Here is a 24,306-nt window from a genome sequence, read left to right as displayed (position 1 = left end):
TAGGGCCATGGAGCGGAGCGAAACCACCCGCCGGAGGTTGAAGTGCCATGGCCGTTGAGCTCAGCCGCTATGGCATCAAGGTGAATCGCGTCTTGATTCACCGGAACAACACATTCGAATTCCTGGGTGATGAGCTGCCAGAGGGCGTATGGCAGTGCGGATCCTTAGTAGGCGGCACCGTCGAGCTGTACCGAGCCGGACCGTCGCCCCGGAAGGTGCAGCCCGCTGAGGTGGTCGTCTACGTGGTGTTGGGCACAGCCGTCTGGGCCGTGGTGCTGGTTGCGCTGCCGTTCGTGGCCACTGTGGTGGGTGTCCTGCTGCCGCTGGCTGCCGTCGGCCTGCTGGTGCGGTACGTGGTGCGGTCCCGCCGGCGCTGAAGGAGCCCCTACTGGCGTGGCATCTACACCTCGGTGAGCAGCCACCTGCAGCTTCGGATCGACATCCTGGAGTTAGGCGAAACCCCGCCGGTTTGGCCGACCTGTTCGATGTGGACTGATGGCGGCAACGTGGGGCATGGCTCGACGACCCCGCTCCGAACGCCAGCTGCAGCTGGATCAGGCCCTGGCCAACCTCAAGGTCGAGAAGGCCGCGCTGAGCACCATCCGAGGCCAGGCCGCTGCACAGCAGCGCCGAGTCAGTGCCGCGCAGCAGGCGGTCGATGCTCTTGGGGCGTGCGACTGGTGCGGCACCAAGGTGCTGCCGTGCGGCGCCGAGCTGCAGCTGTGCAGGAGCTGCTCTGAGGTCGAACGCCAACGGCAACGGGTGAAGTTCCTGGCCCAGCACGGCTACGGCCCCGACGGCAAACGGCTGGCCGCCTGACCGGGGCCTCACTCCAGAGCAGCGCTGAACTGCAGGCCCTGCAGCCGGCGCCGGTGCTTACCGCCCGTGGCTGCCACGGCCCAGGGGTTGACGCACCAGAACCGCCGCCGCGGGTCGCGCTTGTCGCTGCCCTTGGCCACCATCCCCGCCTGCCTCAGACGGGCCAGCGAACGCACAACGGTCTCGGTACGGCTGTGGCCCATCGCCGCGGCCAGCTCAGCGCTGTTCACCCAGGCCCGACCGGTGCGCCAATCCAGACGAGCCAGCAGCACCCACAGCAGCGCCACGTCACGGGGCAGCAGCAGGCCATCGCGCAGCGCCACCAGCAGGGGCCCGCTGGGCTCGAGGGGCACCATCGCGAAGGCGCCGCCCATGCCCTCGCTCAGCTGTTCTTCTGCCATGGCAACAGGTACGCAGGACAAGAACGACCGGCTTCGGTTGCGGCGCCTATGCAGCCTGTGCGGCACCGCGGCGGCGGGAGGTGCAGATCCGCTGCAGCCAGGCGCCAGGCGCCGGGAGTTGCGGTCAAACGGCGACACGATGCACAGGTGCAACTCTCTGCAGGTGGAGAGATCAGGGGTAGCCAGGGAGCACTCATGCGGCCAACAGCGCTGCTGTTTCGTTGTCGTTGTCTTCCTCTTGCAGGCGCGCCATTGCAGTGGTGACAGCTGAACGGGTGCAGGCGGGCTGCTCAGGGTTCTGCTCCAGCCAGGCCATCACGCGCGAGACCATCGCGACGTGAGGGGCCAGCCCCAGCTCGCCTAGGGCCAGCCGCACCCAGTCGGTGGTGGTGGCTGGCCTGGCATCCACTGCTTGCGCCACAACAGAGATGCCCTCCCCCTCTCGCGCGGGGGCCTGCATTTTTGTCTCCGTTGTCTCTGTTCTCTCGGTTATTGGGTCTCTACAGGGATCTGACAGATCTGTCTGCTGCGGGTCCTCAAGCGCGAGGGGGTCACTACGGAGAGAACGGAGACAACCGAGATGGTTTTTAAAGCCCCCGCGCGAGGGCATTTGCATCGTCTCCGTTGTGGGCCAAAACGCATGGGCGCCCTTCTTCCCGAACTGGCTGGGGAGCCTGGTGCTCTGGGCCAGACGCTTCCGTTCCAGCTGTTGGAGTGTTTGGCGGGCAGCCCCCTGGGGGTCCGATCCCGTGAGGCCCAGGGCATCCACCACGTCGGCGGCGGTTGTTCGCTGCTGGTGACCAGCCCACCGATCGCGAAGGACCTCAAGGGCTTCGGCCTGCCGATCGGTTAGCCCGTCGATGGCCGCGGCCTGCTGGCGTTCCTGTTCAAGGTCATCGATGCCGCCATGCAGAACCCAGGTGCTGCCCTCGCGTTCGATCACCAGGGCCTGGGGTGAGCCGCCGCGGCCTTCTGTGGTGAGCAGCCGACGGTTGTCGCGGGGATTGTTGGGGGTGGCCGGCGCCAGCTTGAGGATCTGAGAGGCCAGGGCGGGCAGAGCTGTGCTGCCCCGGCTGGCCCTGGTTGCGCTGTCCCCTGCCCTGCCCTTACTTGCGTGATGGATGAGCGCCACGGTGGCGCCATGGGGCTCGAGCTGTTCCATCAGCTCGGCTACCGGCATGGCGATCTCGGGGGACTCCTCCTTGAGGCCCAGGGGGGCGATGCAGGCCGAGAGGCTGTCGATCACCACCAGCAGGCCAGGATGCTGCTGGGCCTTCTCCGCGATCATGTCGATGCCCTCGGGGTCAAGGTGCACCGGGCGGCCGCTGTGAGCCAGGCCCACGATGGGGGCCAGGATTCGCCCTGTCTTACCCGTGCCTTCCAGCAGGCCAGCGGGCTGCAGCATCCTCCCCCAGTCGGCCTGACCCTGGTCGGTGCCGATGAGCAGCACCGGCGGGCAGGGGCCGTTCAGTTCTCGGCCCAGGAACGTGCCGGCACCGTGATGCCAGGCCGCGATCATCGCGATCAGCAGGCTGGTTTTTCCCTGCTTGGGCTCAGCCACCAGCAGGTTGAGGCAGCCACGCAACAGCAGGCCGCCCCAGGCCCAAGGCTCCGGGCTCAGGTCGAGAACATCCCCAGGGCCAAGCAATCCCTCCACTCCGAGCCGCCGCCGGCGTGCAGCGCTCAGGAGTCCCAGCAGCTCGCTATCCCGAATCGTGAGGCCAATGTCCCCCGCGCGGTGACGCAGCGTTGGGAGCCGCTCGGCAAAGCCCACGCGGTCGGACTGCATCTTGACCGCCAAGCTCTGCAGGTCTGCCAACATCTCTGCGGGGGTCACAGGATTGCGAGGCCGCTGGCCTTCGCGGGGGTTCGTCTCTCCCTCCTGCTGCTGCTTTGCCACGTGCGCGCTCGCTGCCGCTGCTGGATGCGTTTTCTGGTGCTCATGGCTCACATCTGGCTTCCGTGATCGCTTCGGCTCTCGGTAGCCGTATTGCTTGGCCAAGTGGCACAGGGTCGCGATGGTGGCTGGCTGGCCCTTGTGGCCCTTGCCGAAAGACTTCCACTTCGCCAGGCACTCGGCCTCATCGAAGTTCGGCATTGCCTTGCACCAGATCACCCAGTCGGCAAGCAGACCTGGATCGGTGTGATGCAGCGCCATGCCAACGCGTAGCCAGCTGTCGTAGCTGCAGTAATCAGCGGCGGGCAGATGCTCGAGCATCGCCGCGGCGCGGGCCGCATCGTCCTCATTGGATTGCAGCGGCTGAAGGTTGGGCAGTTCCTGCACCAGCAATGCCTCGAGCAGCCAGTCAGGCGCTGCTGCCGGGTCAGGGATCTCATCAGGGCTGCGCCCAGGTAGCCAGCGGTAACCACTGGTTTCAGGGTGTGAGCCAAGGATGACGCTCTGGTGTCGATCCCCTCGAAGTTCCCAGCAGGTCCTGCCGTTGGCGTTGACCCAGCAGCGGCGGTTGGCCAGATGGGGCCACCAATCCTGATCAACCTGGAAAGCATGGCCAGAACGCCCAGACTTGCCACTCGTCCAGCCGATGGTGGTTGGGAGGTCGGTAATTGGATGGCAGGTTTCCTGCTGGAAGGATTCGCGCCAGCCTTCTGCGTCCAGGTCAAGCACCACCACGCCGGAGACCGGACCGGACTTCAGTCCCCAAGCCGGGGGGCCAGACCCAGGCAGGCCGGCCGCCTCATCACCGCTGAAGTTGTCGGCATCAAACCAGTTGTCGCCAGCGATCGGTTCTTTGTGCCTCCCCACCCGTACCAGCCGCCAATCAGTTGGCAGCGCGAGCAGGTCAGCGCGGTAGCCGTTTCCGGATTCCGTCATGCCCTCCCCTCCCACAGCGCGAAATCACGGGCATGGGTGAGCCGGTCCACCAGCAGCGACTCGGGGTGCGGGCAAGCGGGGTGGCGATCAATCAGCCGACCGGCCGCGGCCTCCAGGCCGGCGCAGCCCAGGGCACGGTGCTGGCGGAGGAGGCCGATGCGCCTGACCAGCAGAGCTTGATCTGCTGCCAGAATGAGTTGGTAGGCATCAACAACCCGGTTCCCTTGAGCCGGGGCATCGCCGTGAGAGTTCCCATCTCTCGCGGCTTTGTTGTAGGCATCCATTCATCAGCCCTCCGCCGCAGCAGATGGGTGGCCGGCGTGCAACGACGCTGGGTCCGGGGTTTGGATGACTCGGTAGGACTTGCGAGCCATCACCTCGGCCCGCAGTTCCTCCGCAAGGCCATCACGAAGGCCCAGGCGTGCGATGTAATCAACTAGCGCGAGTCTCAGCAGCCCTGAGGTGCTGATCCCGCTTGCTGCCGCGGCCTCATGGGCCAGCTTGTGAAAGAGGGGGGAGGCGTAGCACTGCAGCGTTGGGGTGCCCGTGCTCACTCCCCCCGAGGCATTTCTGCTCATCGGTAATTGGGATTGAACGGAAGGGTCGGCCCTTGCTGCACTCCCCTTCCGATTCGAGGAGCCGCTGACGATCATTGCCTGAAGCAACTCAAGCATGTCAAATAGGGGCAGTCAACTGACGAGCGCTACTGATGGGCAAAACCGGTGCAGCAGCCCACCCCCCTGGTGTCAGCGTCGCCTCAGCCAGCCATCTGCCAGGACGATCACTTTCGGGTAGGTGTGATCTGGACCCCTGCAGCGACTGGATAGTCGAATTGCTCAAGAACGCCTATGAGGGCACTCCGCCAACATGGCCAACGCGCACCAGGGGGATGCAAGCGTTGCTGAAAACAGATCGGTTGCTGCGCGCGATCGACAGGGAACAGGTGGAGAACGGCCTCTGCAGCGCAGCGCTGGACCTCCAGGAGGCCCTCAGCCGCCAACTGACTCGCCATGCCGATGCCCCCCGCACGGTCATACAGGTGCTTGCCGAGCTGGATTGCTTGATCTCGGCCGCCCAAGGAGTCATCTGCACCTATGGATGGTTCTTTGAGCCCTCTTCTGCTGTCTTCATCTGCCCAGACCAGAGCGAAGCAGCAGCGATCGAGGCCCTGCTGCGGCGGGATGACGACTTTGAGCGGGGAGAGGATCTGCTGGAGTCCGCCCAGTGGGTTGCCGAAGGGCTCATGGCCCCTTCCCCAGGCTGGCGCTATTCAGGCCCACCCCCTGTCCTGCTCGCCGACCAGATTCCTCCTGGAGCTCGTTGGCGCGAAGTGTTCCTGTCCCCCGGCTGCCGCGGCCTCCGGGCCGATCAGCTGGTGCCGGTGGTGGGGGCTGCTGAGGTGGGCCTCCACCTGGTCAGCCAGCAACCCTCCTGATCGCCGCGGCCAGTGTGCCTGCACCCATAGGACAGTCTTGCGACACACCTAGGACAGCCCTATGGATGCTTTGGTAACCCCCAGTGGCGGATCCGCACCACCCCCTGAACCCGAGGCAAACGGCGCTGGGGGTGTGGCAAGTACGAGGGCCGCGGCCAGGTCAGCGTTGCTCCTCGCTGGCCAAGCCAAGCAACCGCCGGCCATCTTCCAGCCCTTGGTCGTAGCCAGCAGCGGCAGGATCTGCCGGGGGTTCACCAGGCATGGGAACGACCAGTAATTCGCCATCACGGGTGACGATGCCAGCGCCAATGCCGGGCTGATCCCATGCCGATGGTGGATTGGCGATGCCTTGGGCAAGGGCAGTGCGCCGAGCAACTCGTGCCAGGGGCCTCCAGTCGATCTGACTGCTCGATCCAACCTGCAGCCCCAGCTGAGCGTCGTCCCCGTTCAGATGAACAGTGAGGCCCATCCGCCGAAAGTGATGCTGCACCGCCCGACGGTCCTCAACAGTGTCGGCACCAGCGGCGAAGAAGCGAAGCAGTTCGCTGATTTGATCCTGAGCTTCAGCAGCGATCACCCTTCCGCCTGGCATCGACTGGAGTTGCTGCACTTCAGCCTGCGCATCCCGCAGATCAGCCATGGCTTCACTTAATCGCTGCTCCTGCTGTGCCTGCCGCCGGGCCAGTACGCCCAAAACAGACGGATCAGCCTCAGCAGCCATCGCTTGCTCCCCTGCCGCAATTCCTGCAACCAGCTGATCGACGGTCGCCTGAGCGCTGGATTTCTTGGTGATCGCCAAAGCCAGCGCCGTGGTCCTCTCCCCACCCTGCTGCTCATCAAACATCGCCAGAAAGGTGTCGGCACCCAGGCGTGTCAGCAATGCCGCTTGCGCGTCCTTGAGCTTTATCCCTGGCTGGCTGCAGCCCTTGCCATTGGTTCGGCCCTTACAGCGCAACCAGTAGGTTGCCTCCCCTTTTCGCATTGAGCAGACAGCACCGATCGGTTCGCCGCAGACACAGAAGGTGAGCCCTGCGCCGATCCATCGCACCTTCGACACCTGGCCCATGCAGGCGGGTTGGCGACGCTTCAGTGCCACCAGGATCGCGGCCTGCTCTGACTCAGTTATGACCGCTGGGTAATAGCCCCTCTGCGGGGCCTCGTAGGTGCGAGCCGGATGCTTTGGTAGCTCGCCCTCAGCAACGCCCTGGCGACGCAGTAGAGCGCATTGCTCCTGCCATTCTCGGATCTGCTGCTTGTGGCCAGGGGTGACGATCTGTCGGTTACCTATCAACGCTGGCGACGAGAGAACCTGTTTCACGCTGGCTCCGGACCAGGCCACCGGCTTGTAGGCATTGGTGCTGCGACGCTGCGCATGGGCAGCCCACTGGTCCCGCCTGTACTGACCAGGCGAGGGAACCCCTTCCCGGTTCAGGGTGGATGCAATCGCATGGCAGCCAAAATCCTCCGCAGCCATTGCCGCCACCCTGCGAATTACGGCGGCGTAATCGTTGAGCACCCACTGGCCATTGGCATCGAGGTCAATCCAGGCCGGTGCGTTGCTGGGGGTTACGGGCTTGCCATCACGGATGCGCTCACGCTTGGCCTGGTGAACATGGCTGATGCGGCGACTAAGGCGTTGGCTGAAGTCATGCGACGCGCTCATCCAAAACAACAGCTCGTGCAGCTCCATCGAACTGGCCTTGATGGATTCCCGGCTGAGGTCGCGGCCCTTGCTCATCACCGAGATCGTCATGCCTGCATTCAGCAGGTCGTCGATCAGCACCGGCAGCACCGCCAGGGGCATGGCCCGGGAGAAGCGATCCAGGTCTTCGATCAGTAGGGCGATGGGTTCAACGCCAAAGCGACCTGCCTTGGCATCGGCCAGGAATCGGCCCAGTTCGCCTTCCCGGAGGTTCTTGCCGCCGAAGGCTGAGACACCTTCATCGCTGTAGCCAGGACCGTCGTAGAGGATCCAGCCGCGAGCGCTGCAATAAGCAGCGGGGTCAGCCGCCTGTCGCTCAAGACCCAGCCCAGATGTCTGGCCAGCACTGGAGACTCGGCTGTAGGGGACGGCTAAAACCAATCGGTTGAAAAGCAGCGCAGAGCTAAATTACCCTGCATCGAAGGGGCCATGCGCCACGACGTGCGCGACCACGGCCAACCGCTGCACACACCGCGGCGGCTGCGGGAACTGCAGCAACGGGCCCGGCGCCTGCAGGAGCAGCGCCGCGGCCAGGGTCTGGCTCCCCTGCAAACGGCCCAGCTCGCCGAGGAGCTTGGCTGCACCCCGACCCAGCTCCAGGAGGCCGCAGCGGTCCAGCGAGCCCTGCAGGTGCGCAGCCTCGATGCCCCGCTGTCCGGCAGCGATGGTGAGGAGGCCAGCTGCCTGCTCGACCAGCTGGCCGCTGGCCGTAGCGCCCATGACGCAGACAGCACAGCGGGTTGTGCAACGGGTTGTTCAACAGGCTGGGCAACAGCAGGAGCAACACCCCACACCGAATCAGACACCCACACAGACTCAGACTCAGAGCAGCAGCTGCAGTGCCGCTGGTTGCACAGCCAGCTCGCCCGCCTCAACCGGCTGGAGCAGCGGCTGCTGGAGGGGCGCTGGATGGAGGGCCTGAGCTGGAGCGAGCTGGCCCTGGAGCTGCGGCTCACCAGCCGCCAGGCCAGGGTCCGGGGGGATGCCCTGCTGGCCTGGCTTCAGGAGGCCGCCGCCAGCACCAGCGGGGCCAGCAGCAGCGGAGCCAGTGCCATGGCGAGCAGGGCGGCAATCGCCGTCTGAATCCCATTCACCAGTTCGTTGCTGAGCCAGGCCCAGCGCTGCTGAGCACTGGCGCCGATCAGGCTTTCAATCAGGGTGGCGGCCAGTCCCACCAGGGTGATCAGCAGCCAGACGGCTCCTGGGTTGACGGCACTGGAGCTGACCGAACTGGTGCTGACCGAACTGACAGCCCCCAGGCCCAGCACCAGCATCAGCGCCGCCATCAGGCCGCTGCCCGCGAGGCTGGCGGCGGTGCCCTCGAGGCTGATCGCCCCTTCGGTGCCCGGCGGCACGGGGCGCAGGGAGGTGATCAGCACCGTGTGGCGCCCCCAGCGCTTGCCGATCTCGCTGCCGCAGGTGTCGGCCAACTTGGCGGCGAAGCTGGCGGCAAAGCCGAGCAGCAGCAAGGGCTGCCAAGACGGCGGCGCCAGCACCGTCGCCATCGCCAGCAGGGCGCCGGTGGCCGCCGAACCCCAGACGTTCTCCGGCCCCCGGGCCCCACCCCGCCCCTCCGCCAGACCGCGGGCCTGCTTGGTGCGGAAGCCCAGGCGGGTCACCAGGGATCCCAAGGCCAGATAGAGCACCACCGCCAGCCAACCCTTCAGCCCAAGGCAGCCCCACAGCAGGCTGCCGAGGATGCCGGCGTGCACCCAGCCAGCCCGGGTGAGCAGGGGCAGGCGCTGGGCCACGCCGATCAACAGGGTGTTCAGGGCCAGGGCCACCAACCAGTGGCTCCAGGTCTGGGGGGCCACCAGGGCTGGGGCGGGGATCGGCACGGGGCAGCGACGGCGCCATCAAAGTGTGTTGCACAGCACGACCAGTGGCGCAGCTGGGGAGCGGAGCAGCGGATAATCGGCCTACGACGCTGCTGCCGTGATGGTGTTCAACCGCAAGGCCTCCTTCTTCCTAGACCTGGGCAGTGAAGGCGCCGAGCCGGCCAAGGTGGCCATCGCCGAACCCAAAGTCCCGCCAACCAAGTCAGCCGAGGGCCAGAGCGCGCCGATCCAAATCCCTGCAGCCACCCCCACACCCAGTCAGGCCAGCGCCAGCAGCAGCCTCACCACGGCCGAAGCCATTGCCGCTGAGCTGCGGGCGGCCCAGGAGGCCCTGCCCCCGCCCAGCAACGCCACCTTTGCCCCCGACTGCCTCAATCCGGCCAACACCCTGCGCAGCCGCCGCCGCCTGGCTGGCGCCAACCTGGCCGGCTTCAAGGACATGGCCTCCGGCATGTTCCGCAACTAGGGCAACCGCTGGGCGCGCCAGTGGCTGAGCAGGGCTGCTGCTGCCACAGCGGCCGTGCTGCAGCGCAGGATCGTGTCGCCCAGGCTCACGGCCTGCCAGCCGTGCTCCCGGGCCAGGTCCTCTTCCTGCGACGTCCAACCGCCCTCCGGACCAATCGCCACAGTCTGGGCTCCCGGCAGGCCATCGGGTGTGGAACCGAGGGCTGCCAACGCCTCCGCCAACAGGGGCGTGCTGCTCTGACGCGTCGTGCAGAGCCATCCCCGGCCCGGGCCGCCTGGCGGCGGGGCGCCCAGCAGCTCCTGGGCCGGCAGCGATGGGTCCAGCACGGGCTGCCAGAGCCGCTCGCATTGCTCCAGCGCCTCCCGCAGGATGGTGCCTGAGCGGCCAGGCGTGAGGGGTTCGGGGTCGACGCTCCGCTCGGCCTGCAGGGGGATCAGCCGGTCGATCCCCAGTTCGCAGACCATGCGCAGCAGCACATCGGCATCCCGCCGGGGCAGGGTCACCGCCAGCTCCAGGGGCACCGCCGGCGGCGGCTCCATCTGCAACGGAGCCGCCAGGAGTTGCTCCAGTTGGGCGCGATCGTTGGCTTGCAACACCGCACTCCAGAGCCGGCCGGCCCCGTCCACCACCGCGAAGCGATCGCCGGGGCGCAACCGCAACACGCGGCCGAGGTAGTGGCCCTCGGCCCGTTCGAGGCTGAGGGCCAGGGCGCCCGATCCAGCCGCAGCAGCAGCCAGGCGCTCCGGGGCGATCAGCAGGCGTCGCAGTTCGCGAGCCACAGCGCCGGCTAGCTCCAGGCCTCGTTGCCGGACGCATCTTCTTCCTCAGCGTCAGCGTCCTCGTCGGTGTGCTCGTCCTGATCATCGATGAGATCCAGGCCCGCAAACATCGCTTCGGGCTGCTCCTCAATCGGCCAGTCGTCATTGAGGCCGCCGATCAGCAACTCCTCGATCTCCAGCACGTCGTTGTTGAGCTGACCCAGAGCATTGATCAACACATCCAGGGCGAAGGCATCGCTGGTGCCCAGGTCCACCCAACAGCGGGCCCAGTCGTCTTGGTATTCCATCGGGCCCATGTTGTGCATCAGGGCCGGCAAGGCGGACGCGGCCGCCTCATGGCTGTAGGCCATCCAGCCCAGCTCCTCCCCCTCCTCATGGGCTTGGAGGTTTTCGGCGTTGAAGCCGCCCAGCTTGCCCAGGAAAAACCAGCTGTCGAAAGCGGTTTCCAGATAGCCCCGCTCCCCTGAGCCCAGGGGATGGGGGAAACGCATCCAGATCCAGCAATTAAAGGGGTTGAACTCGCGGAAGCGCACCTCCATGGCAGAGCGGGATCGGGGGGAAGACTGGCTCCATCAAACACGCCCGGCGGCATGCTGGGTCGATGCTCGAGCTGCGCAACGTCTGCTATCAGCCCGCAACGGCGCAGGAACCGGTGCTCAAAGGTGTCAACTTGACCCTGCCGGTGGGCCGCGCCGTGCTGGTGGCCGGCCGCAGCGGCAGTGGCAAAACGACCCTATTGGAGGTGATCAGCGGCCTGGCCGAGGCCTCCGTCGGCCAGCTGCTCTGGGATGGACAGCCCCTCAACGGCCGCCAACGCCGCTGGCTGTGCGGCCTGGTGTTTCAATTTCCGGAGCGCCATTTCCTCGGCCTCAGCGTGGGCCAGGAGCTCAAGCTCGGCCACCGGCGGCTGACGGCCGAGCAGGCCCAGAACGCACTGCAGCTGGTGGGGCTGGAGGGCCTCTCGCTGCAGCAGGCGCCAGAGCAGCTCAGCGGCGGCCAGCAGCGGCGGCTCGCCCTGGCAGTGCAGCTGTTGCGCAATCCTCAGGTGCTGCTGCTGGATGAGCCCACCGCCGGCCTCGACTGGGCCGTGCGACGCGAGGTGCTGGAGCTGCTGGCCGCCCTGGCCGAGGAGCGGGCCGTGCTGGTGGTGACCCACGAACCCGAGCTGTTCAGAGGCGTGATCGATGGGGGCTGGCGGCTGGAGGCGGGCCAGCTGAGTGAGCTCCGTACGATGCCTTCACATCGAAACGGCGAGCCTTGAGCGATCAGCTGCTGCGGGCCACGGCCGCCGGCGGGGGCATCCGGATGGTGGCGGTGAGCACCACCCACACCAGCCGCACCGCCCAGGAGCGCCACGGCCTCTCCTTCCTCACCACGGCCCTGCTGGGCCGTGCCATGACGGCGGGGCTGCTGCTGGCCAGCTCGATGAAGGTGGCCCATGGCCGCGTCAACCTGCGCATCCAGTCGGACGGCCCGCTGCGGGGGCTGATGGTGGATGCGGGCCGCGACGGCAGCGTGCGCGGCTATGTGGGCCATCCCGGCCTGGAGCTGGATCTGGTGAGCGAGCCCGACGGGCTGCATCACTTCGATTTCCGCACCGCCACCGGCACCGGCTATCTCCACGTGGTGCGGGATCTGGGCGAAGGCGAGCCGTTCAGCTCCACCGTTGAGCTGGTTAGCGGTGGCATCGGCGACGATCTGGCCTCCTACCTGCTGCATTCGGAGCAAACCCCCTCGGCGGTGTTCGTCGGCGAGCAGATCGACAGCAGCGGCGTGCGCTGCAGCGGTGGCGTGCTGGTGCAGGTGCTGCCCAAGGCTGCCCGGGAACCGGCCCTGGTGGCCCTGCTGGAAGAGCGCTGCCGCGAGGTGCAGCACTTCAGCCAGCGGCTGGCCGCCTGCGAGGGGCAGCTGCATAGCCTGCTGGAGGACATCTTCCCCGACCTCGATCCCCAACCTCTCGACGACCGTGCAGCCTGCACGCCGGTGCGCTTCCACTGCCCCTGCAGCCGCGAGCGCAGCGTCGGTGCCCTCAAGCTGCTGGGCCACGACGAACTCAGCGCCATGCTGGCCGAAGACGGCAAGGCTGAACTCACCTGCCACTTCTGCAGCGCGGTGTACGAGGTGGGTGGAGGCGAGCTCCAGGAGCTGATCGACGAGCTCACCCCCGCCTGATGGCGGGAAGCAGCAGCTGGGCCGTGGCCTGGTAGATCCGGTCCTCCAATAACGAGAGGATCGACTGGCCCGGCACCATCTCACCGGTGCCATCCAGCAGGCGAATGATCAGGTTCAGATATTGCAGGGCAGAGCGGGTGTCCGGATCGCGCAGGTCAACCTGCCAAGGCCGATGCAGGTCGAGCAGGGCTCGCTCCAGGCTGAGGGCGCGATCCTGCTCCACCAGATAACGCGCTAAGAGGGGCCGATTGAGGTTGTAGGCAATGCCAACGTGAGGGTGGGTGCGCACCTTCATCGCCTCGCCCGGCAGATACATGAGCGAGCGGCCCGCTTCAGCCGAAAACGAACGACCACCAATGCGGTAGTCGATCCGGCCGAGCTGCAGAAACGCCACCACGGCCTCGTGGTGGTCATCCACCAGGGCAGCCGTGGGCGTGCAGGCCATCGCCGTGAGGCCGATGTCACCCACCAACCGCAGGGCCGAGCGCTGGGCCAGCGTCACGCGGTTGGCGCAGGGCTCGAGCCGACGCAGGTTCATCGCAAGGGAGAGCCTCTCGTGCAGCTCATCCAGGGTGTCGAACAGCTGGGCCTCGCCATTGCCGAACGGCAACTGGGGGGCAACCACCCAAGACCCTGAATCCACTCCTGGGCCCAGGCCGTGCATGGCGCTCAGCTGCGCTCGTTACCGATCAGCAGGGCCCCCAGCAGCAACAGCAGCAGAGCTGGCAGGCTCTGGACCTGCAGGGGCGTCAGAGGCAGGCCGAGGGGCAGGCTGGTGGAGAGGGCGCCGGCCAGAATCGCTCCCACCAACAGGCCCAGGCAGAGCAGGCCAAAGCCCCAGCCCACAGCCGCCAGAAAGCGGCGATTCCGCCACTGCAGGTTGATCACCGTCATGGCGGTGGCCAGGGCTAGCACCAAATCCGGGGGGCAACCCGGAGCCAATAGCAGCAGGAGCAGCAACACCCCGGCGGTCGCCAGCGGGAACCACCGCTCCCGACCACTGGCCAAGGCGAGACCCGGCAATTTGAGCTGGGGCGCTGCCATCCGAGGCAGGGGCAGCTGGGGCAGCGCCGGCACCGCCAACTTCGGCGGTGGCGGGGCCAATTGTTCGCGCTGGGAGGCGGATTTGGCGGCACTGCTGACACGGCCCTGTTGACGCTCCTTGAGCCGCTCCATCAACACAGCGTCGTAGGCCGCCTCAATGCGGGAGCGGGCCATCGTGTCATCGCCTACCTCCTCAAGGCGGGCCAGTTTGGCAGCCTGCACCGCATCGAAACTGGCATCAGACGGAACACCCAACCGCTCATAGGGGCCCGAGGGGTTGGCCGCCGGAGAGGGCTGATCGGAGCGTTGAGTCATGACGAGCCGCGTCGCGGCACCAGGGAGATTGCAGGACGTTGCCTGGACTAGAGCGTATCGAGACTTGGCTAAAAAAGGGGCTCACTGCAGCGGAAACCGGCTTCGAGCTGCAAATGGCGGCGGCAATGTTCCGCCTCTTCTGCACCGAGGCGCTTGCGGTGCTTGAGCAGGGGCAATTGGGGGGGAAGGTGGCTCCCCTCCCGCATCTCCACCGTGGTCGCACCGATAGGTCCCTGGGCGGGCAGGAAACTCACGTAATCGCAGCCCCCGTCCGGGCGGGGACGCACCAGCCAGAGCGGCTTGGGCATCGCTGTAATGGTTCGTTACGCATCAGTCTGGCGCGCTCCCTGGCTGGCCGTGGACCCACCTGCCCCTAGAGCCCGATCGGCTCAACCCCACTCACCACCGGCGCCACGGCGCTCAACTCCAGCTCCGGATGCTCCTCCAAGAGCTGGTTGAGGTTCCAGTCGTTCTTGAACAGCAGCACCGGCCGCCTCCAGGCGTCGCGCACGGTTTTGCAGTTGAAAATCCGCCCCACCTTTTCAAGCTCGCTCCAGCCACCCACCACCCAGCGGGCCACCGCGAAGCCCAGGGGCTCCAGGCGCGTCTGCACGCCGTATTCATGCTCGAGGCGGTACTGGACAACCTCGAGCTGCAGCTGGCCCACCGCCGCCAGGATCGGATCGCGCTTGCTCTCGTCGGTGTCGTACAGGATCTGCACCGCGCCCTCCTCCCGCAGCTCGTTCACCCCCTTGCGGAAGCTCTTGAAGGCCGAGGGGTTGGGGTTGCGCAGCCAGGCGAAGATCTCTGGGCTGAAGCAGGGAATGCCCTCGTATTCCACCTTGGGGCCCAGATAGAGGGTGTCGCCGATGGCGAACATGCCGGGGTTGTTCAGACCGATCACATCGCCGGGGTAGGCGTCCTCCACCACCTCGCGGTCCTGGCCGAACAGCTTCTGGGGGCGCGAGAGGCGAATCGCCTTGCCGGTGCGGGCGTGCTGCACCGTCATGTCCTTTTCAAACTTGCCGGAGCACACCCGCACAAACGCCACCCGGTCGCGGTGGCGGGGATCCATGTTGGCCTGCAGCTTGAACACAAAACCGCTGAAACCCGCCGCCACCGGCTCGATCGACCCGGCGCTGCTGGCCCGGGCGATGGGTTTTTGGGCCAGCTCCAGGAAGGCATCGAGAAACGGCCGCACGCCGAAGTTGGTCATGGCCGAGCCGAAAAACACGGGGCTGAGCTCACCGGCATGCACCAGCTCCAGGTCGAGGTCGGCCCCAGCCCCCTCCAGCAACTCCAGTTCCTCCAGAGCCTGAGCCAGCAGTTCCGGCTCCACGGCACCTGAGTCGCGGGCCTCCTCCACCGACAGCACCTTTTCCTCGCTCTGGCGTCCCCGCTCGGCCCGCTCAAACAGGATCACGTCATGGCTGCGCCGGTCGATCACACCGCGGAAGCGATCGCCGCTGCCGATCGGCCAGTTCACCGGCCAGCAGGCCAGGCCCAGCTGCTGCTCGATCTCATCGATCAGTTCGAGCGGCTCCCGGCCCGGCCGGTCCATCTTGTTGATGAAGGTGAAGATCGGGATGCTCCGCATCCGGCACACCTCAAACAATTTGCGGGTCTGGGGCTCGAGCCCCTTGGCCGCGTCCTCGAGCATCACCGCGTTGTCGGCGGCCGCAAGGGTGCGATAGGTGTCTTCGGAGAAGTCCTGGTGGCCTGGGGTGTCGAGCAGGTTGACCGTGCTGCCCGAGTAGTCGAACTGCAGCACGGTGGAGGTGATCGAGATGCCGCGCTGTTTCTCCAGCTCCATCCAGTCGGAGGTCACCTTCCGCTGCTCCCCCTTGGCCTTCACGGCACCGGCTTGCTGGATGGCACCGCCGTAAAGCAGCAGCTTTTCGGTGAGGGTGGTCTTGCCCGCGTCCGGGTGGGAAATGATTGCGAAATTGCGGCGCCGGGCCACGGCCTCGGCCAAGGCCGCCAGTTCGGGAGAGCTCGTCATGGGGTCAGCCTGCCAGGCCATTCACGCGATGCGCCCCCACACCTCCAGGTAGCGCTGCTGCCGCGGCGCCACCTGCAGCTGTCCCGCCAATCCCGCCTGCTCAAGCTGCCCCACCACCTCCTCAGGCGTGAAGGCGGCATGCAGGGAGGCCCGGTAGTCGTGGCGCAACACCTCCGGGGCACCCCCCATCTGCTCGGCCACCAGGGCCTCCACCGCCGCGGGGCTGGCAGGGCGGCGCAGATCCTGCACAACCACAAAGGCCCCTGGTGCTGCCAGCTGGGCCACGGCCCGCCAAAGCCCCCCCGGATCATGCAGATGGTGCAACAGGCTGTTGCTCACCACCGCCGAGAAGGCAGCGGCCAGGGGGCCCGGCTCGGCCAGGGGCAGCAGTGCCTGCTGAAACTGCAGCCGTTCTGCCAGCCCAGGCTCAGCCGCAAGCCGCTCCTGGGCCAGAGCCAGCATCCGCGGCGCGCCATCGAGTCCGAGCACGCGCGCCAGCGGCCAGCGCCGAGCCAGGCGGAGGCTGATGTTGCCGGGGCCGCAGCCCAGATCCACCAGCCGCCCGCCGGGATCACCGCCGCAGAGCGCCGAAAGGCGATCCAGCATCGCCTGGTCGGAGGCGTCGAAATCGGCGGCGCCATAGGCCTGCACCTGGTCGGCCCCATTCATCAATTCCGGCTCGGGGATTCGCTGCATCGGCACACCACACCTGCCTTGCCAGTCTGGGGGCGCCGGCGGGGCCGCGCACTGTTGCTGGTGTCAACGCTGTCTTGCACACCCCACTGGTGGCGTTATGGTTCGGCTCACCATCAGGCCATACCACCTGTGACCCTCTCCGCTACGCCCCCCACAGCCGCCAGTGCTGAGAAGGCCTTTGCCGCCCCCAGCGGCAGACCGGCGGGCGCAGCCCAAGACTTTCCGGCCACCGCTCCTGCAGCCAATCCGGTCTTCTATCGCACCTACAGCCGCAAAACCGAAACTGGCCGGGAGAGCTGGCATCAGGTGGCCGAGCGCAACCTCGGCGGACTGCGCCGCCTGGGTGATCTGAACGATGCGGAAGTGGACCTGCTGCGCCGCATGCAGCAGCAGCAGAAGGCCCTGCCCTCCGGCCGCTGGCTGTGGATCGGTGGCACTGAATGGATCGAGCGCAGCGAAAACTTCTCCGGCTCCTACAACTGCACCTCCACCAACCTGGTGGACTGGGAAGCCTTCGGGTTAATGATGGACCTGGCGATGATGGGCTGCGGCACCGGCGCCATCATTGAGCCCCATCTGATCAACCGTCTGCCGGCGGTCCGCAATCGCCTCAGCGTCACCGGCGTCACCGACATCGGTGCCACCCCAGCGGATCAGCGCCAGGACCACACCAGCCACACCATCGAGGGCAACCGGGTGGCGATCAAGGTGGGCGACACCCGTCGCGGCTGGGTGGACAGCTACCAGCTGCTGCTCAACCTCTGCAGCGACGCGCGCTTCGACGCCAACAGTCCGATTGAGATCGCCGTTGATCTCTCTGATGTGCGCCCGGTCGGCGAAACCCTCAAAGGCTTCGGCGGCATGGCCAACCCGGTGAAGCTGAAGGATCTCTACGGCCGGGTGGCCCAGATCCTCAACAAGGCCCAGGGCCGCCAGCTCACCTCGGTGGAGTGCTGCCTGCTGATCGATGAGGCCGCCGTCACGATCGTGGCCGGCAACATCCGTCGCAGCGCCGGCATGCGCCAATTCAGTGCTGAAGACAACTCCGCCGCCGGCGCCAAGGAGAACCTCTGGCAGCAGGACAGCGAGGGCAACTGGAGCATCGATCCAGAACGCGACGCCCTGCGCATGGCCAACCACACCCGTGTCTTCCACAGCCGCCCCTCACGGGAGACGGTGCTGGAGGCCGTGATCAAGCAGTTCCAGAGCGGGGAGGGCGCAATCCAGTTCGCGCCTGAGGCCATTGCCCGCTCCAACGCCGACCTGCTGACCACCCCCGAACTGCGCACGGAGTTCATCGGCATCTACTGCGACCAGGGCCGCGAGCAAGCCGGCCGCTGGCTCACCACCCACCACCCCGACATCAGCGCCGCTGAGCTGGAGCACCGCCTGGGGCGCTACGGCCTCAACCCCTGCGGCGAAATCCTCGGCGCCGACTTCCACTGCAACCTGGCGGAGATTCACCTCAACCAGATCGATCCAGCCGACCTGGTCGCCCAGGATGAGGCCTTCCGCGCCGGCGGCCTGGCCGTGGCCTGCCTGCTCAACCACCGCTTCGAGGTGGAGCGCTACCGCCAGAGCCGCGCCTGGGACCCGATCGTGGGCGTGAGCTTCACCGGTCTGTTCGACTTCTTCGTGCACGCCTTCGGCACCCCCTGGCTGCAGTGGTGGGAAGCGGGCCGCCCCAACACGGAAGCGGGCCTGGCCTTCAAGGCCAAGGAGGCCGAATTCCTCAGCCGCTGGAAGGAGATCGTCAACGAGGCCGTGTGGGATTACTGCGATCGCCACGGCCTACGGCGCCCCAACCGCTGCACCACCGTGCAGCCGGCCGGCACCAAGAGCCTGCTCACCGGCGCCTCCCCCGGCTGGCACCCCCCCAAGGCCCAGCGTTTCATCCGCCGCATCACCTTCCGCAAGAACGATCCGGTGGCGCTGGCCTGCATGGACTACGGCTACACGATCGTGCCGAGCCAGAGCGACAAAGACGAGCAGGGCCGCCTGCTGGACGATCCGTTCGATCCCCGCTGCACCGAGTGGCTGGTGGAGATCCCAACGGAAGTGAGCTGGGCCAACATCCCCGGCGCTGATGCGGTGGAGATCAACAACTTCTCCGCCCTGGCCCAGTTCGACTTCTACATGCAGGTGCAGAAGCACTACACAGCCCACAACACCAGTGCCACGGTGGAGTTCCGCGAAAATGAGATCGAGCCTCTGGCCGAGGCCATCCACCAAGCGATCGACAACGGCGAGGGCTACATCTCCGCAGCGCTGCTAGCCCGGTTTGATGCCAACGCCACCTTCCCGCGGCTGCCGTTTGAACCGATCGACCACGCCACCTACCTGCGCCTCAATGCCGAGGTAGCAGCGCGGCGGCGCACCGATTGCTTCTTCGAAGCCCTGCAGCGCTACGACCGCGGCGAATTGGTGGAAGCTGGTCCGGCCGGCTGCGACTCCGACAAGTGCCTGCTGCCCCTGGCCAAGCCCAGCAACAACTGAGCGAGTCCAGACCTCCCACCATGGGAAAATAGAAAGAGGTGCGGCAGCAGCCGCACCTTGCACCTGGAGAGGTGGTCGAGTGGTTGATGGCTCCGGTCTTGAAAACCGGCGTGCCGAAAGGCACCGTGGGTTCGAATCCCACCCTCTCCGTTTAATGCCAGCCCGTGTGAGGCAAATCCTCTTGATTCAGTCCTAACCGGGAAGCCGGGTGGACAAAGGCAGGGCGCCAATCACCTGGGGTGGTTCACCAGCCCCAAGCCCAATAGGTGTCTGGGGGCGGTCGGCGCTGGCCCGGTTCAACTCGCGCTCGAGGCTGAGAATGCGCTTCTCACGCAGGCAGTATTTGCAACCACCCATGGTTTGGAGATGCTTCTCAGGGGTGATAGAGATCTCCTTTACCGGATGGCTGGTGCAGCGAATCTTGATCGGCGTCTTGTAGCTCTTGTAAACAATGGCCGAGTAGTCGTATTGATCGCCAAACCGAGAACGCGCCCGTTCCAGAAAGAGCTCTCGACTGATTGGGTTCCCCATGGCCAGGCCCCGATCGCATCAGTCAGGAGGCCAAAGGTTACGGGGGATCAAGCCTGCACCGCCCAGGCCTTCACAGTGCGTGATCCAGTGAAAAAGGGGTGGATTCGAGGCCACAACGGAGCTCCTCCCTACGGTGCCATTGAGCGCCATGAAGGGAGTGGTGATCAGGCAGGGAGGAATCCCTGCTTTTTTATGGGATCCCGGTGCCAGTCTGGAACACCATTGCCCCACCGTCTGCCGCCCATGGCCCCCGAGTCTCCCCAGCGTCCAGCCTGGTTGAACTGGCTGTTCCTGCTGGCCTTCCTGTGGAGCTCTTACCAACTGGCGGGGCTGTGGTTCCAGCGGCTGCACAGCTGACATCAATGGTTGTGGGCGAAGAAAGCGTTGTTGCGCGCCTCGAGGACTGGCCCCCCGGATCAACGGCGGGGCGAGGGCTGGGGCAAGAAGGCCCGCACCAGACGGATCAGTCCCGCCGCCACCAGGCCCAGGGCCGCGATGGCGACCAGCACCAGCAGCACCACGGCCAGCAACTGCAGCAAACCCCAGAGTGCCTGCTGCACCCCTCCGATCAGGTTGGCCAAGGCGGTGCTGAGCACCAGGAACGTGTCGAAGCGCTCGGGCAACTGCAAGAGGACGATCAGCAAGCCCACCCCGGCTGCCCCCAACAGCAGGGCAATGCAGACCTGTCGCCAGCGGACTGGCCGGCGGCGGCGGCGAAACACCCGCCGCGTCGAGGTGCCGGTGGCCGGAAGCTGCAGGGCACGGCGGCGGGGAGACGTCATACCTCGAGGGCGTAGCCGGCACCGCGCATCCAGCGCTCAAATTCCATCAACACCAGCTCGTTGGGGCAATCGATCAACGAGAGATCAACCACGGTGCAATCCCCCTGACCGCCGTGGTGCAGAGACAGGCGAAAATCATCGCCGCTGCGTCCACAGACCTCCGGATCGCTGCGCACCACCACATCCAGGGCCGCTCCAAGCCGCGCCACCCTGATCCGCAGTTCCGACCAGGTCATCGCCGCCATGGACTCTTTGTCGCTCAGTGTGGCCAGCCGACCGGCAACGTCAAGGGGAAGGAGTCGCACCCCGGGCCGGCTGACTGGACTCCGGCCGGCCAGGGGCGGCGGCGGGCTTGGGCTCGGGGATCAGCAAACCCAGGCCCGAGGCCAGGGCCAGGGCCAACACACCGCCCAGCGGCGCCGCCAGGCGCTGGGCAAGGGGGCGCCGCTCCAGCAGTTCGCGGGCCCGCAGGGGCACCGGAGCGGGCAACTCCAGGGGCAGCTGCAGGCGCGCGTCGAGCCGCAGCTGATCGAGCACCCGCACCAGATCAGCCAGCTCAGCGTCATCGAGGGCGAGCTGCAGGGGCGGTGTGTCGGGCTGGCTGCTGCGCAACAGCAGGCTGTGGCCCCCCTCGGAGGCAGGGCCAATCTCCACAGGCTGGGGCTCGGCACCGAAGCGCCGCGGCACGCCGCTGATCAGGTAGCGGGCATAGGGCAGCACCACCTGCATCAGCGCCAACAGGTGCTCTTTGCGGCCTTCCAGCTCGGGGCGTCCCGCCCACTGCAAGGACCAGCCCGTGATGATGCCGAGAGCAGCACCGCTCTGGCCCACCGACACATCCGGCAGGCCCTCCACCTTGAGACGGCAGCTGAGTTGGTCGAACTGCAGGATCTGCTTCATGGGTTGACCTGCTTCATGACTGGGCATCGAGGAGGCTGGCCCGCAGGCGCTCAAAGCCGCCCACACCGGAACCCAGCGAGAGGGCCTGCACCAGCAGCCGCGCCTGGCGGGCGCCGCCCTCTGGATCCAGCAACAGTTGCACGCCGCTGCGGCGGGGGTTCATCCGCTCGCGAATCAATTCGGCCAGGCGGCCGCGAAACAGGGCCCAGCGCTGGCTCAGCACCTCGGGCGGCTCGGCCGTGGAGAGCAGGCCGCGCAGCAACGGGTAGAGGCGATCGGCCAGGGCGCAGAGGATGCGGATCAGGGCATCGGTTTCCGCTGGCTCCAGCGCACCGCGGCGGGTGGTGCGGCGCAGGGGGTTGGTGCAGCGACGCTTCCACAGCTCCACCCGGTTGGGGAAGAGGCTGGTGAAACCCATCTGCTCACTCATCCACACCATCGCCTCACCGCCGTTGAGGTCGAGGGCCTCCACGCTGAGCAAGAGCAGGTCGAGGCGTTCCAGGCCCCGGCGGGGAAGCCGGGCGCTGGATTCCGGCGCGGTTGGGTCCTGGGGCATGGCTGCGATGATGCCAGCAAGTGCACCCACCCGTCACGTCCATGGCTCCAGACCTGCGGGAATTCGTGCGGGATGTGCCTGATTTCCCCAAGCCCGGCATCCTGTTTCGCGACCTGACACCCCTGATGCGCGACCCCGACGGCTGGCAGGAGGTGATCCGCCAGCTCACCTCCGTGTGTGAGCGGCTGCAGCCCGACTTGATCGTGGGCATCGAATCGCGCGGCTTCATCGTGGGCACCGCTCTGGCCACGGCCGTGCGGCTGGGCTTTGTGCCGGTGCGCAAGCCCGGCAAGCTGCCGGGCACCGTGACCGGGGTCGACTACGCCCTGGAATACGGCAGCGACCGCCTGGAGATCCACAGCGATGCCCTCGCCGATGGCTCCAAGGTGCTGATCATCGACGACCTTCTGGCCACCGGCGGCACCGCGGCGGCTTGCGCCGAGCTGGTGGCGGCCGCCGGCGGGCAGCTGTGTGGTTTCGGCTTTGTGGCCGAGTTGGCGGCCCTGGAGGGACGGCGCAAGCTGCCTGACGATCAGCCGGTGGAGTCGCTGATCATCTACAGCTGAACTGAGCTGAACTGGAAAACTGAGCCGGGCGGGCCCTAGGGGTTGCTGTCCTGCCAGGCCAGCAGGGCATCGAACTGCTCGAGGCTGATCAGGCCAAAGCGCCAGAGCACCACCGGCAGGGGTGCCTGCTCCTGCTGGGCCTGGCGCAGGCCCAGGGCCAGGGCGCTCTCACTCAGGCCGAACTGATGGCGCAGCAACCGCACCAGGGCTGGCGACGGCGGCGGCTGGGAGGTGGTGCTGATCACCATGGGCAGCTCAGCGGGGGATCGAGCGCTTGGAGCACCTCCATGCTGATCAACGCCGCAGCAGCTGGCAAGGGCCTTGGGTCATGGCCGCCAGGCTCAGCTGCCGCAGGGGCGCCAGGCGGGCCAGCAGGAGCAGGGCAAACCGGCGCAGGGCCAGCAGCAGTGGCGCGCGGTTGGAGAAGACACGCACCAGCAGGTCGGTAGCCACCAGGGTGAGCAACAGATCGGGCCAGCGGCGGCGCCCGTAGGCCGCTGGCAGCCGCTCCACAGCCATGCGGCCGGCACGCACCCGCCGGGCCAAACGATGCAGCTGGGCCACGTCGCGCCAGCACAGATTCAGCCCCTGGCCGCCCACCGGATGGCAGCGGTGGCCACTTTCCCCCACCAGCACCGTGCGGCCGCGGTGCAGCCGGCGGGCCAGCAACAACGACACCGGGAAAGCCCGAGGGTCGTCGAGCAGAGCATCGGGTTGGAGCTGATCCGGCAGGGCCCCGGCGAGGGCATCGAGAAAGGCGGCATCGCCCAGGCTCTCGAGCTGACGGCAACGCGGAGCCGGCGCACTCCACACCAGCTGAAACTGCCCTGCCCCCAGGGGCAACACTGCAAACGGCCCTTCCGGACGCAGCAGCTCCCAGGCCTGGTCGTCGGCGCTGCCGCGCAGCTGCACAAGGGCCGTGAGGCAGCTCTGGCGGTAGGGCCACTGAACCACCCCGATGCCGAGGGCGTCGCGGCTGGGGGACTGGGGCCCGTCGGCGGCCACGATCAGATCTGCCGCATTCAGATCAGCCGGGCTCAGATCTGCCGAGCTCAGATCAGCCGGGCGGGCAGGATCCGCTGTTGCCCCCACCCCCAGCTTCATGCTGATGGCTGGGTGGGCGGCCAGGCGCTCCAGAAGCACGCCGAGCAGGGGACGGTGCAGGGCCACCCAACCCACCGCCGCTCCAGGGGCGGCCGCCAGCCGCCGGCCCAGATCCGCCAGGCCAAAGGGCACCTGCTGATCGATGGCCAGATCCAGCAGCTGCAGGGAGCGGAACGGCACCATGGCCGCTCGGAGCTCCTCCCACAGCCCTAACTGCGCAAGCAGGCGCTGGCTGGAGTGGGTGAAGGCGTAGGCCCGGTTGCGCTCCAGCAGGCTGGCGGCGAGCAACGGGTCGCTGATGGACACCTGCCAGCCGGCATCCGCCAGGGCGAGCGCCGCCAGGGCTCCGGTGGGTCCCGCCCCGTTCACCTGGGCCCGCAACACCGGATTTGAAGGAACCATGGCGGGAGATAGCGCAGCCCAGGGCAGGGGCACAAAAAAGCCGCAGCAAAAGTGCTGCGGCGATGGCTCAGCAGGAGCCTCAGCCGATGCCGAGCAGACCGCGGGTGAAGGATTCACCGCCCAGGGCGAATTCGGTGGCGAGCAGGGCGATGAAGCCGAGCATGGCCATGCGGCCGTTGAGCTTTTCGGCGCGCTCATGGAAGCCCCAGCCGCTCTCGGTGGACACCACTTCCATGCGGGGCTCGGTAGCAAAGGCGTTGAGGCGGCCGCCGTCTTCGGTGGTGACGGTGGCACCGCGGATAGTGGCGGCTTCGATGGAGGGGGTGGTCTGAGTCACGAGGAGCCTCTGGCGTGGCGATGGATGAATTGTAACGCAATATTGCAGCCTATAACGGATCCCGCGCTCATCGTGGCGGGCGAGCCGGGGTGCCCACTGCGAGAAGCCCGTCTCATAGGCGATTTCGGTT

Annotated in this window: 29 protein-coding genes and 1 tRNA gene; 11 read left to right on the top strand and 19 right to left on the bottom strand. The window is 66.9% G+C overall.

Features of this window, described 5'->3' with window-relative positions; all coding sequences use genetic code 11:
* The first annotated feature begins 47 nt into the window (after nucleotides 1-47).
* Both KBY70_RS01000 and KBY70_RS00995 read left to right on the top strand, forming a co-directional pair.
* The gene (locus KBY70_RS01000; protein WP_254987042.1) at nucleotides 48-377 is read left to right on the top strand and encodes a hypothetical protein; all 330 of its coding nucleotides are present in this window, start codon (nucleotides 48-50) and stop codon (nucleotides 375-377) included.
* Between the two features lie 136 nt (nucleotides 378-513).
* Nucleotides 514-819, top strand: a complete 306-nt coding sequence (locus KBY70_RS00995) for a hypothetical protein (RefSeq protein ID WP_254987041.1) — start codon at nucleotides 514-516, stop codon at nucleotides 817-819.
* An 8-nt stretch (nucleotides 820-827) separates the two neighbouring features.
* On the opposite strand, the gene KBY70_RS00990 is transcribed toward KBY70_RS00995, so the two are convergent.
* Both KBY70_RS00990 and KBY70_RS00985 read right to left on the bottom strand, forming a co-directional pair.
* Nucleotides 828-1,220, bottom strand: coding sequence for a hypothetical protein (locus KBY70_RS00990; RefSeq protein ID WP_254987040.1), 393 nt, complete (start codon nucleotides 1,218-1,220; stop codon nucleotides 828-830).
* Between the two features lie 193 nt (nucleotides 1,221-1,413).
* Nucleotides 1,414-4,053, bottom strand: coding sequence for a PriCT-2 domain-containing protein (locus KBY70_RS00985; protein WP_254987039.1), 2,640 nt, complete (start codon nucleotides 4,051-4,053; stop codon nucleotides 1,414-1,416).
* A gap of 32 nt (nucleotides 4,054-4,085) precedes the next feature.
* Here KBY70_RS00985 and KBY70_RS00980 point away from each other — a divergent pair, with 32 nt between their 5' ends.
* Both KBY70_RS00980 and KBY70_RS00975 read left to right on the top strand, forming a co-directional pair.
* Nucleotides 4,086-4,493 (top strand): hypothetical protein, encoded by a 408-nt coding sequence (locus KBY70_RS00980; protein ID WP_254987038.1) that lies wholly within the window; start codon nucleotides 4,086-4,088, stop codon nucleotides 4,491-4,493.
* 449 nt (nucleotides 4,494-4,942) lie between these two features.
* Nucleotides 4,943-5,488 (top strand): hypothetical protein, encoded by a 546-nt coding sequence (locus KBY70_RS00975; protein WP_254987037.1) that lies wholly within the window; start codon nucleotides 4,943-4,945, stop codon nucleotides 5,486-5,488.
* A gap of 160 nt (nucleotides 5,489-5,648) precedes the next feature.
* Here the strand turns inward: KBY70_RS00975 and KBY70_RS00970 are convergent, their stop codons facing one another.
* A complete protein-coding gene (locus KBY70_RS00970; RefSeq protein ID WP_254987036.1) occupies nucleotides 5,649-7,571 on the bottom strand; it encodes a recombinase family protein in 1,923 nt (640 codons plus the stop codon).
* 48 nt (nucleotides 7,572-7,619) lie between these two features.
* Between KBY70_RS00970 and KBY70_RS00965 the strand changes: the two genes are divergently transcribed.
* Nucleotides 7,620-8,273, top strand: coding sequence for a hypothetical protein (locus tag KBY70_RS00965; protein WP_254987035.1), 654 nt, complete (start codon nucleotides 7,620-7,622; stop codon nucleotides 8,271-8,273).
* Here KBY70_RS00965 and KBY70_RS00960 read toward each other — a convergent pair.
* On the bottom strand, nucleotides 8,192-9,028 hold the full coding sequence (locus KBY70_RS00960; protein ID WP_254987034.1) for a DUF92 domain-containing protein: 837 nt from the start codon (nucleotides 9,026-9,028) through the stop codon (nucleotides 8,192-8,194). The genes KBY70_RS00965 and KBY70_RS00960 overlap by 82 nt on opposite strands.
* A 100-nt stretch (nucleotides 9,029-9,128) precedes the next feature.
* Here KBY70_RS00960 and KBY70_RS00955 point away from each other — a divergent pair, with 100 nt between their 5' ends.
* Nucleotides 9,129-9,494: a hypothetical protein gene (locus tag KBY70_RS00955; protein ID WP_254987033.1), complete on the top strand. Its 366-nt coding sequence runs from the start codon at nucleotides 9,129-9,131 to the stop codon at nucleotides 9,492-9,494.
* On the opposite strand, the gene KBY70_RS00950 is transcribed toward KBY70_RS00955, so the two are convergent.
* Both KBY70_RS00950 and KBY70_RS00945 read right to left on the bottom strand, forming a co-directional pair.
* Entirely contained in the window at nucleotides 9,491-10,273 is a 783-nt protein-coding gene (locus KBY70_RS00950) for a 16S rRNA (uracil(1498)-N(3))-methyltransferase (protein WP_254987032.1), read from the bottom strand. The genes KBY70_RS00955 and KBY70_RS00950 overlap by 4 nt on opposite strands.
* An 8-nt stretch (nucleotides 10,274-10,281) precedes the next feature.
* Entirely contained in the window at nucleotides 10,282-10,812 is a 531-nt protein-coding gene (locus tag KBY70_RS00945; RefSeq protein ID WP_315859666.1) for a DUF3531 family protein, read from the bottom strand.
* 62 nt (nucleotides 10,813-10,874) lie between these two features.
* On the opposite strand from KBY70_RS00945, the gene KBY70_RS00940 reads away from it, so the two are divergent.
* Together KBY70_RS00940 and hslO are read left to right on the top strand one after the other, a co-directional pair.
* A complete protein-coding gene (locus tag KBY70_RS00940; protein ID WP_254987031.1) occupies nucleotides 10,875-11,534 on the top strand; it encodes an ABC transporter ATP-binding protein in 660 nt (219 codons plus the stop codon).
* Nucleotides 11,531-12,445 carry an Hsp33 family molecular chaperone HslO gene (hslO, locus tag KBY70_RS00935; protein WP_094559317.1) on the top strand — a complete coding sequence of 305 codons (915 nt, stop codon included), beginning with the start codon at nucleotides 11,531-11,533 and terminating at the stop codon, nucleotides 12,443-12,445. Before KBY70_RS00940 ends, hslO begins: the two co-directional genes overlap by 4 nt.
* On the opposite strand, the gene KBY70_RS00930 is transcribed toward hslO, so the two are convergent.
* From KBY70_RS00930 to KBY70_RS00910, 5 genes are all read right to left on the bottom strand, one after another.
* Nucleotides 12,432-13,070: a hypothetical protein gene (locus tag KBY70_RS00930; RefSeq protein WP_254987030.1), complete on the bottom strand. Its 639-nt coding sequence runs from the start codon at nucleotides 13,068-13,070 to the stop codon at nucleotides 12,432-12,434. The two genes, hslO and KBY70_RS00930, sit on opposite strands and share 14 nt — an antisense overlap.
* 44 nt (nucleotides 13,071-13,114) lie before the next feature.
* The gene (locus tag KBY70_RS00925; RefSeq protein ID WP_254987029.1) at nucleotides 13,115-13,804 is read right to left on the bottom strand and encodes a CPP1-like family protein; all 690 of its coding nucleotides are present in this window, start codon (nucleotides 13,802-13,804) and stop codon (nucleotides 13,115-13,117) included.
* A gap of 68 nt (nucleotides 13,805-13,872) precedes the next feature.
* On the bottom strand, nucleotides 13,873-14,112 hold the full coding sequence (locus tag KBY70_RS00920; protein WP_254987028.1) for a hypothetical protein: 240 nt from the start codon (nucleotides 14,110-14,112) through the stop codon (nucleotides 13,873-13,875).
* A gap of 65 nt (nucleotides 14,113-14,177) precedes the next feature.
* Nucleotides 14,178-15,806: a peptide chain release factor 3 gene (locus KBY70_RS00915; RefSeq protein ID WP_254987027.1), complete on the bottom strand. Its 1,629-nt coding sequence runs from the start codon at nucleotides 15,804-15,806 to the stop codon at nucleotides 14,178-14,180.
* Between the two features lie 21 nt (nucleotides 15,807-15,827).
* Complete coding sequence (locus KBY70_RS00910) at nucleotides 15,828-16,502, bottom strand: class I SAM-dependent methyltransferase (RefSeq protein ID WP_254987026.1); 675 nt, start codon at nucleotides 16,500-16,502, stop codon at nucleotides 15,828-15,830.
* Nucleotides 16,503-16,631: 129 nt separating this feature from the next.
* Here KBY70_RS00910 and nrdJ point away from each other — a divergent pair, with 129 nt between their 5' ends.
* The gene (gene nrdJ / locus KBY70_RS00905) at nucleotides 16,632-18,998 is read left to right on the top strand and encodes a ribonucleoside-triphosphate reductase, adenosylcobalamin-dependent (RefSeq protein ID WP_254987025.1); all 2,367 of its coding nucleotides are present in this window, start codon (nucleotides 16,632-16,634) and stop codon (nucleotides 18,996-18,998) included.
* 65 nt (nucleotides 18,999-19,063) lie between these two features.
* Nucleotides 19,064-19,148, top strand: a tRNA-Ser gene (locus tag KBY70_RS00900).
* Nucleotides 19,149-19,190: 42 nt separating this feature from the next.
* On the opposite strand, the gene KBY70_RS00895 is transcribed toward KBY70_RS00900, so the two are convergent.
* From KBY70_RS00895 to KBY70_RS00875, 5 genes are all read right to left on the bottom strand, one after another.
* The gene (locus tag KBY70_RS00895) at nucleotides 19,191-19,529 is read right to left on the bottom strand and encodes a hypothetical protein (RefSeq protein WP_233128421.1); all 339 of its coding nucleotides are present in this window, start codon (nucleotides 19,527-19,529) and stop codon (nucleotides 19,191-19,193) included.
* A 416-nt stretch (nucleotides 19,530-19,945) separates the two neighbouring features.
* Nucleotides 19,946-20,311, bottom strand: coding sequence for a hypothetical protein (locus tag KBY70_RS00890; RefSeq protein WP_233128422.1), 366 nt, complete (start codon nucleotides 20,309-20,311; stop codon nucleotides 19,946-19,948).
* Nucleotides 20,308-20,556 (bottom strand): hypothetical protein, encoded by a 249-nt coding sequence (locus KBY70_RS00885; protein ID WP_254987193.1) that lies wholly within the window; start codon nucleotides 20,554-20,556, stop codon nucleotides 20,308-20,310. Before KBY70_RS00885 ends, KBY70_RS00890 begins: the two co-directional genes overlap by 4 nt.
* A 40-nt stretch (nucleotides 20,557-20,596) precedes the next feature.
* Complete coding sequence (locus tag KBY70_RS00880; protein WP_094559323.1) at nucleotides 20,597-21,211, bottom strand: DUF4335 domain-containing protein; 615 nt, start codon at nucleotides 21,209-21,211, stop codon at nucleotides 20,597-20,599.
* Nucleotides 21,212-21,224: 13 nt separating this feature from the next.
* Nucleotides 21,225-21,767, bottom strand: coding sequence for a DUF3038 domain-containing protein (locus KBY70_RS00875; RefSeq protein ID WP_094559324.1), 543 nt, complete (start codon nucleotides 21,765-21,767; stop codon nucleotides 21,225-21,227).
* Between the two features lie 41 nt (nucleotides 21,768-21,808).
* On the opposite strand from KBY70_RS00875, the gene KBY70_RS00870 reads away from it, so the two are divergent.
* On the top strand, nucleotides 21,809-22,333 hold the full coding sequence (locus tag KBY70_RS00870; protein ID WP_254987024.1) for an adenine phosphoribosyltransferase: 525 nt from the start codon (nucleotides 21,809-21,811) through the stop codon (nucleotides 22,331-22,333).
* Between the two features lie 35 nt (nucleotides 22,334-22,368).
* Here KBY70_RS00870 and KBY70_RS00865 read toward each other — a convergent pair whose 3' ends face one another.
* The 3 genes from KBY70_RS00865 to KBY70_RS00855 form a co-directional block, all read right to left on the bottom strand.
* Complete coding sequence (locus tag KBY70_RS00865; protein ID WP_094559326.1) at nucleotides 22,369-22,581, bottom strand: DUF2949 domain-containing protein; 213 nt, start codon at nucleotides 22,579-22,581, stop codon at nucleotides 22,369-22,371.
* Nucleotides 22,582-22,627: 46 nt separating this feature from the next.
* On the bottom strand, nucleotides 22,628-23,839 hold the full coding sequence (locus KBY70_RS00860) for an FAD-dependent monooxygenase (RefSeq protein ID WP_254987023.1): 1,212 nt from the start codon (nucleotides 23,837-23,839) through the stop codon (nucleotides 22,628-22,630).
* A gap of 79 nt (nucleotides 23,840-23,918) precedes the next feature.
* Nucleotides 23,919-24,176 carry a high light inducible protein gene (locus KBY70_RS00855; protein ID WP_094559328.1) on the bottom strand — a complete coding sequence of 86 codons (258 nt, stop codon included), beginning with the start codon at nucleotides 24,174-24,176 and terminating at the stop codon, nucleotides 23,919-23,921.
* Nucleotides 24,177-24,306: the final 130 nt, after the last annotated feature.

The organism is Cyanobium sp. ATX 6E8, from assembly GCF_024346335.1.
Classification (GTDB): Bacteria; Cyanobacteriota; Cyanobacteriia; order PCC-6307; family Cyanobiaceae; genus Cyanobium_A.
Note: the sequence above shows the minus strand (reverse complement) of the source record. Positions and strands in the feature narration are given on the sequence as shown.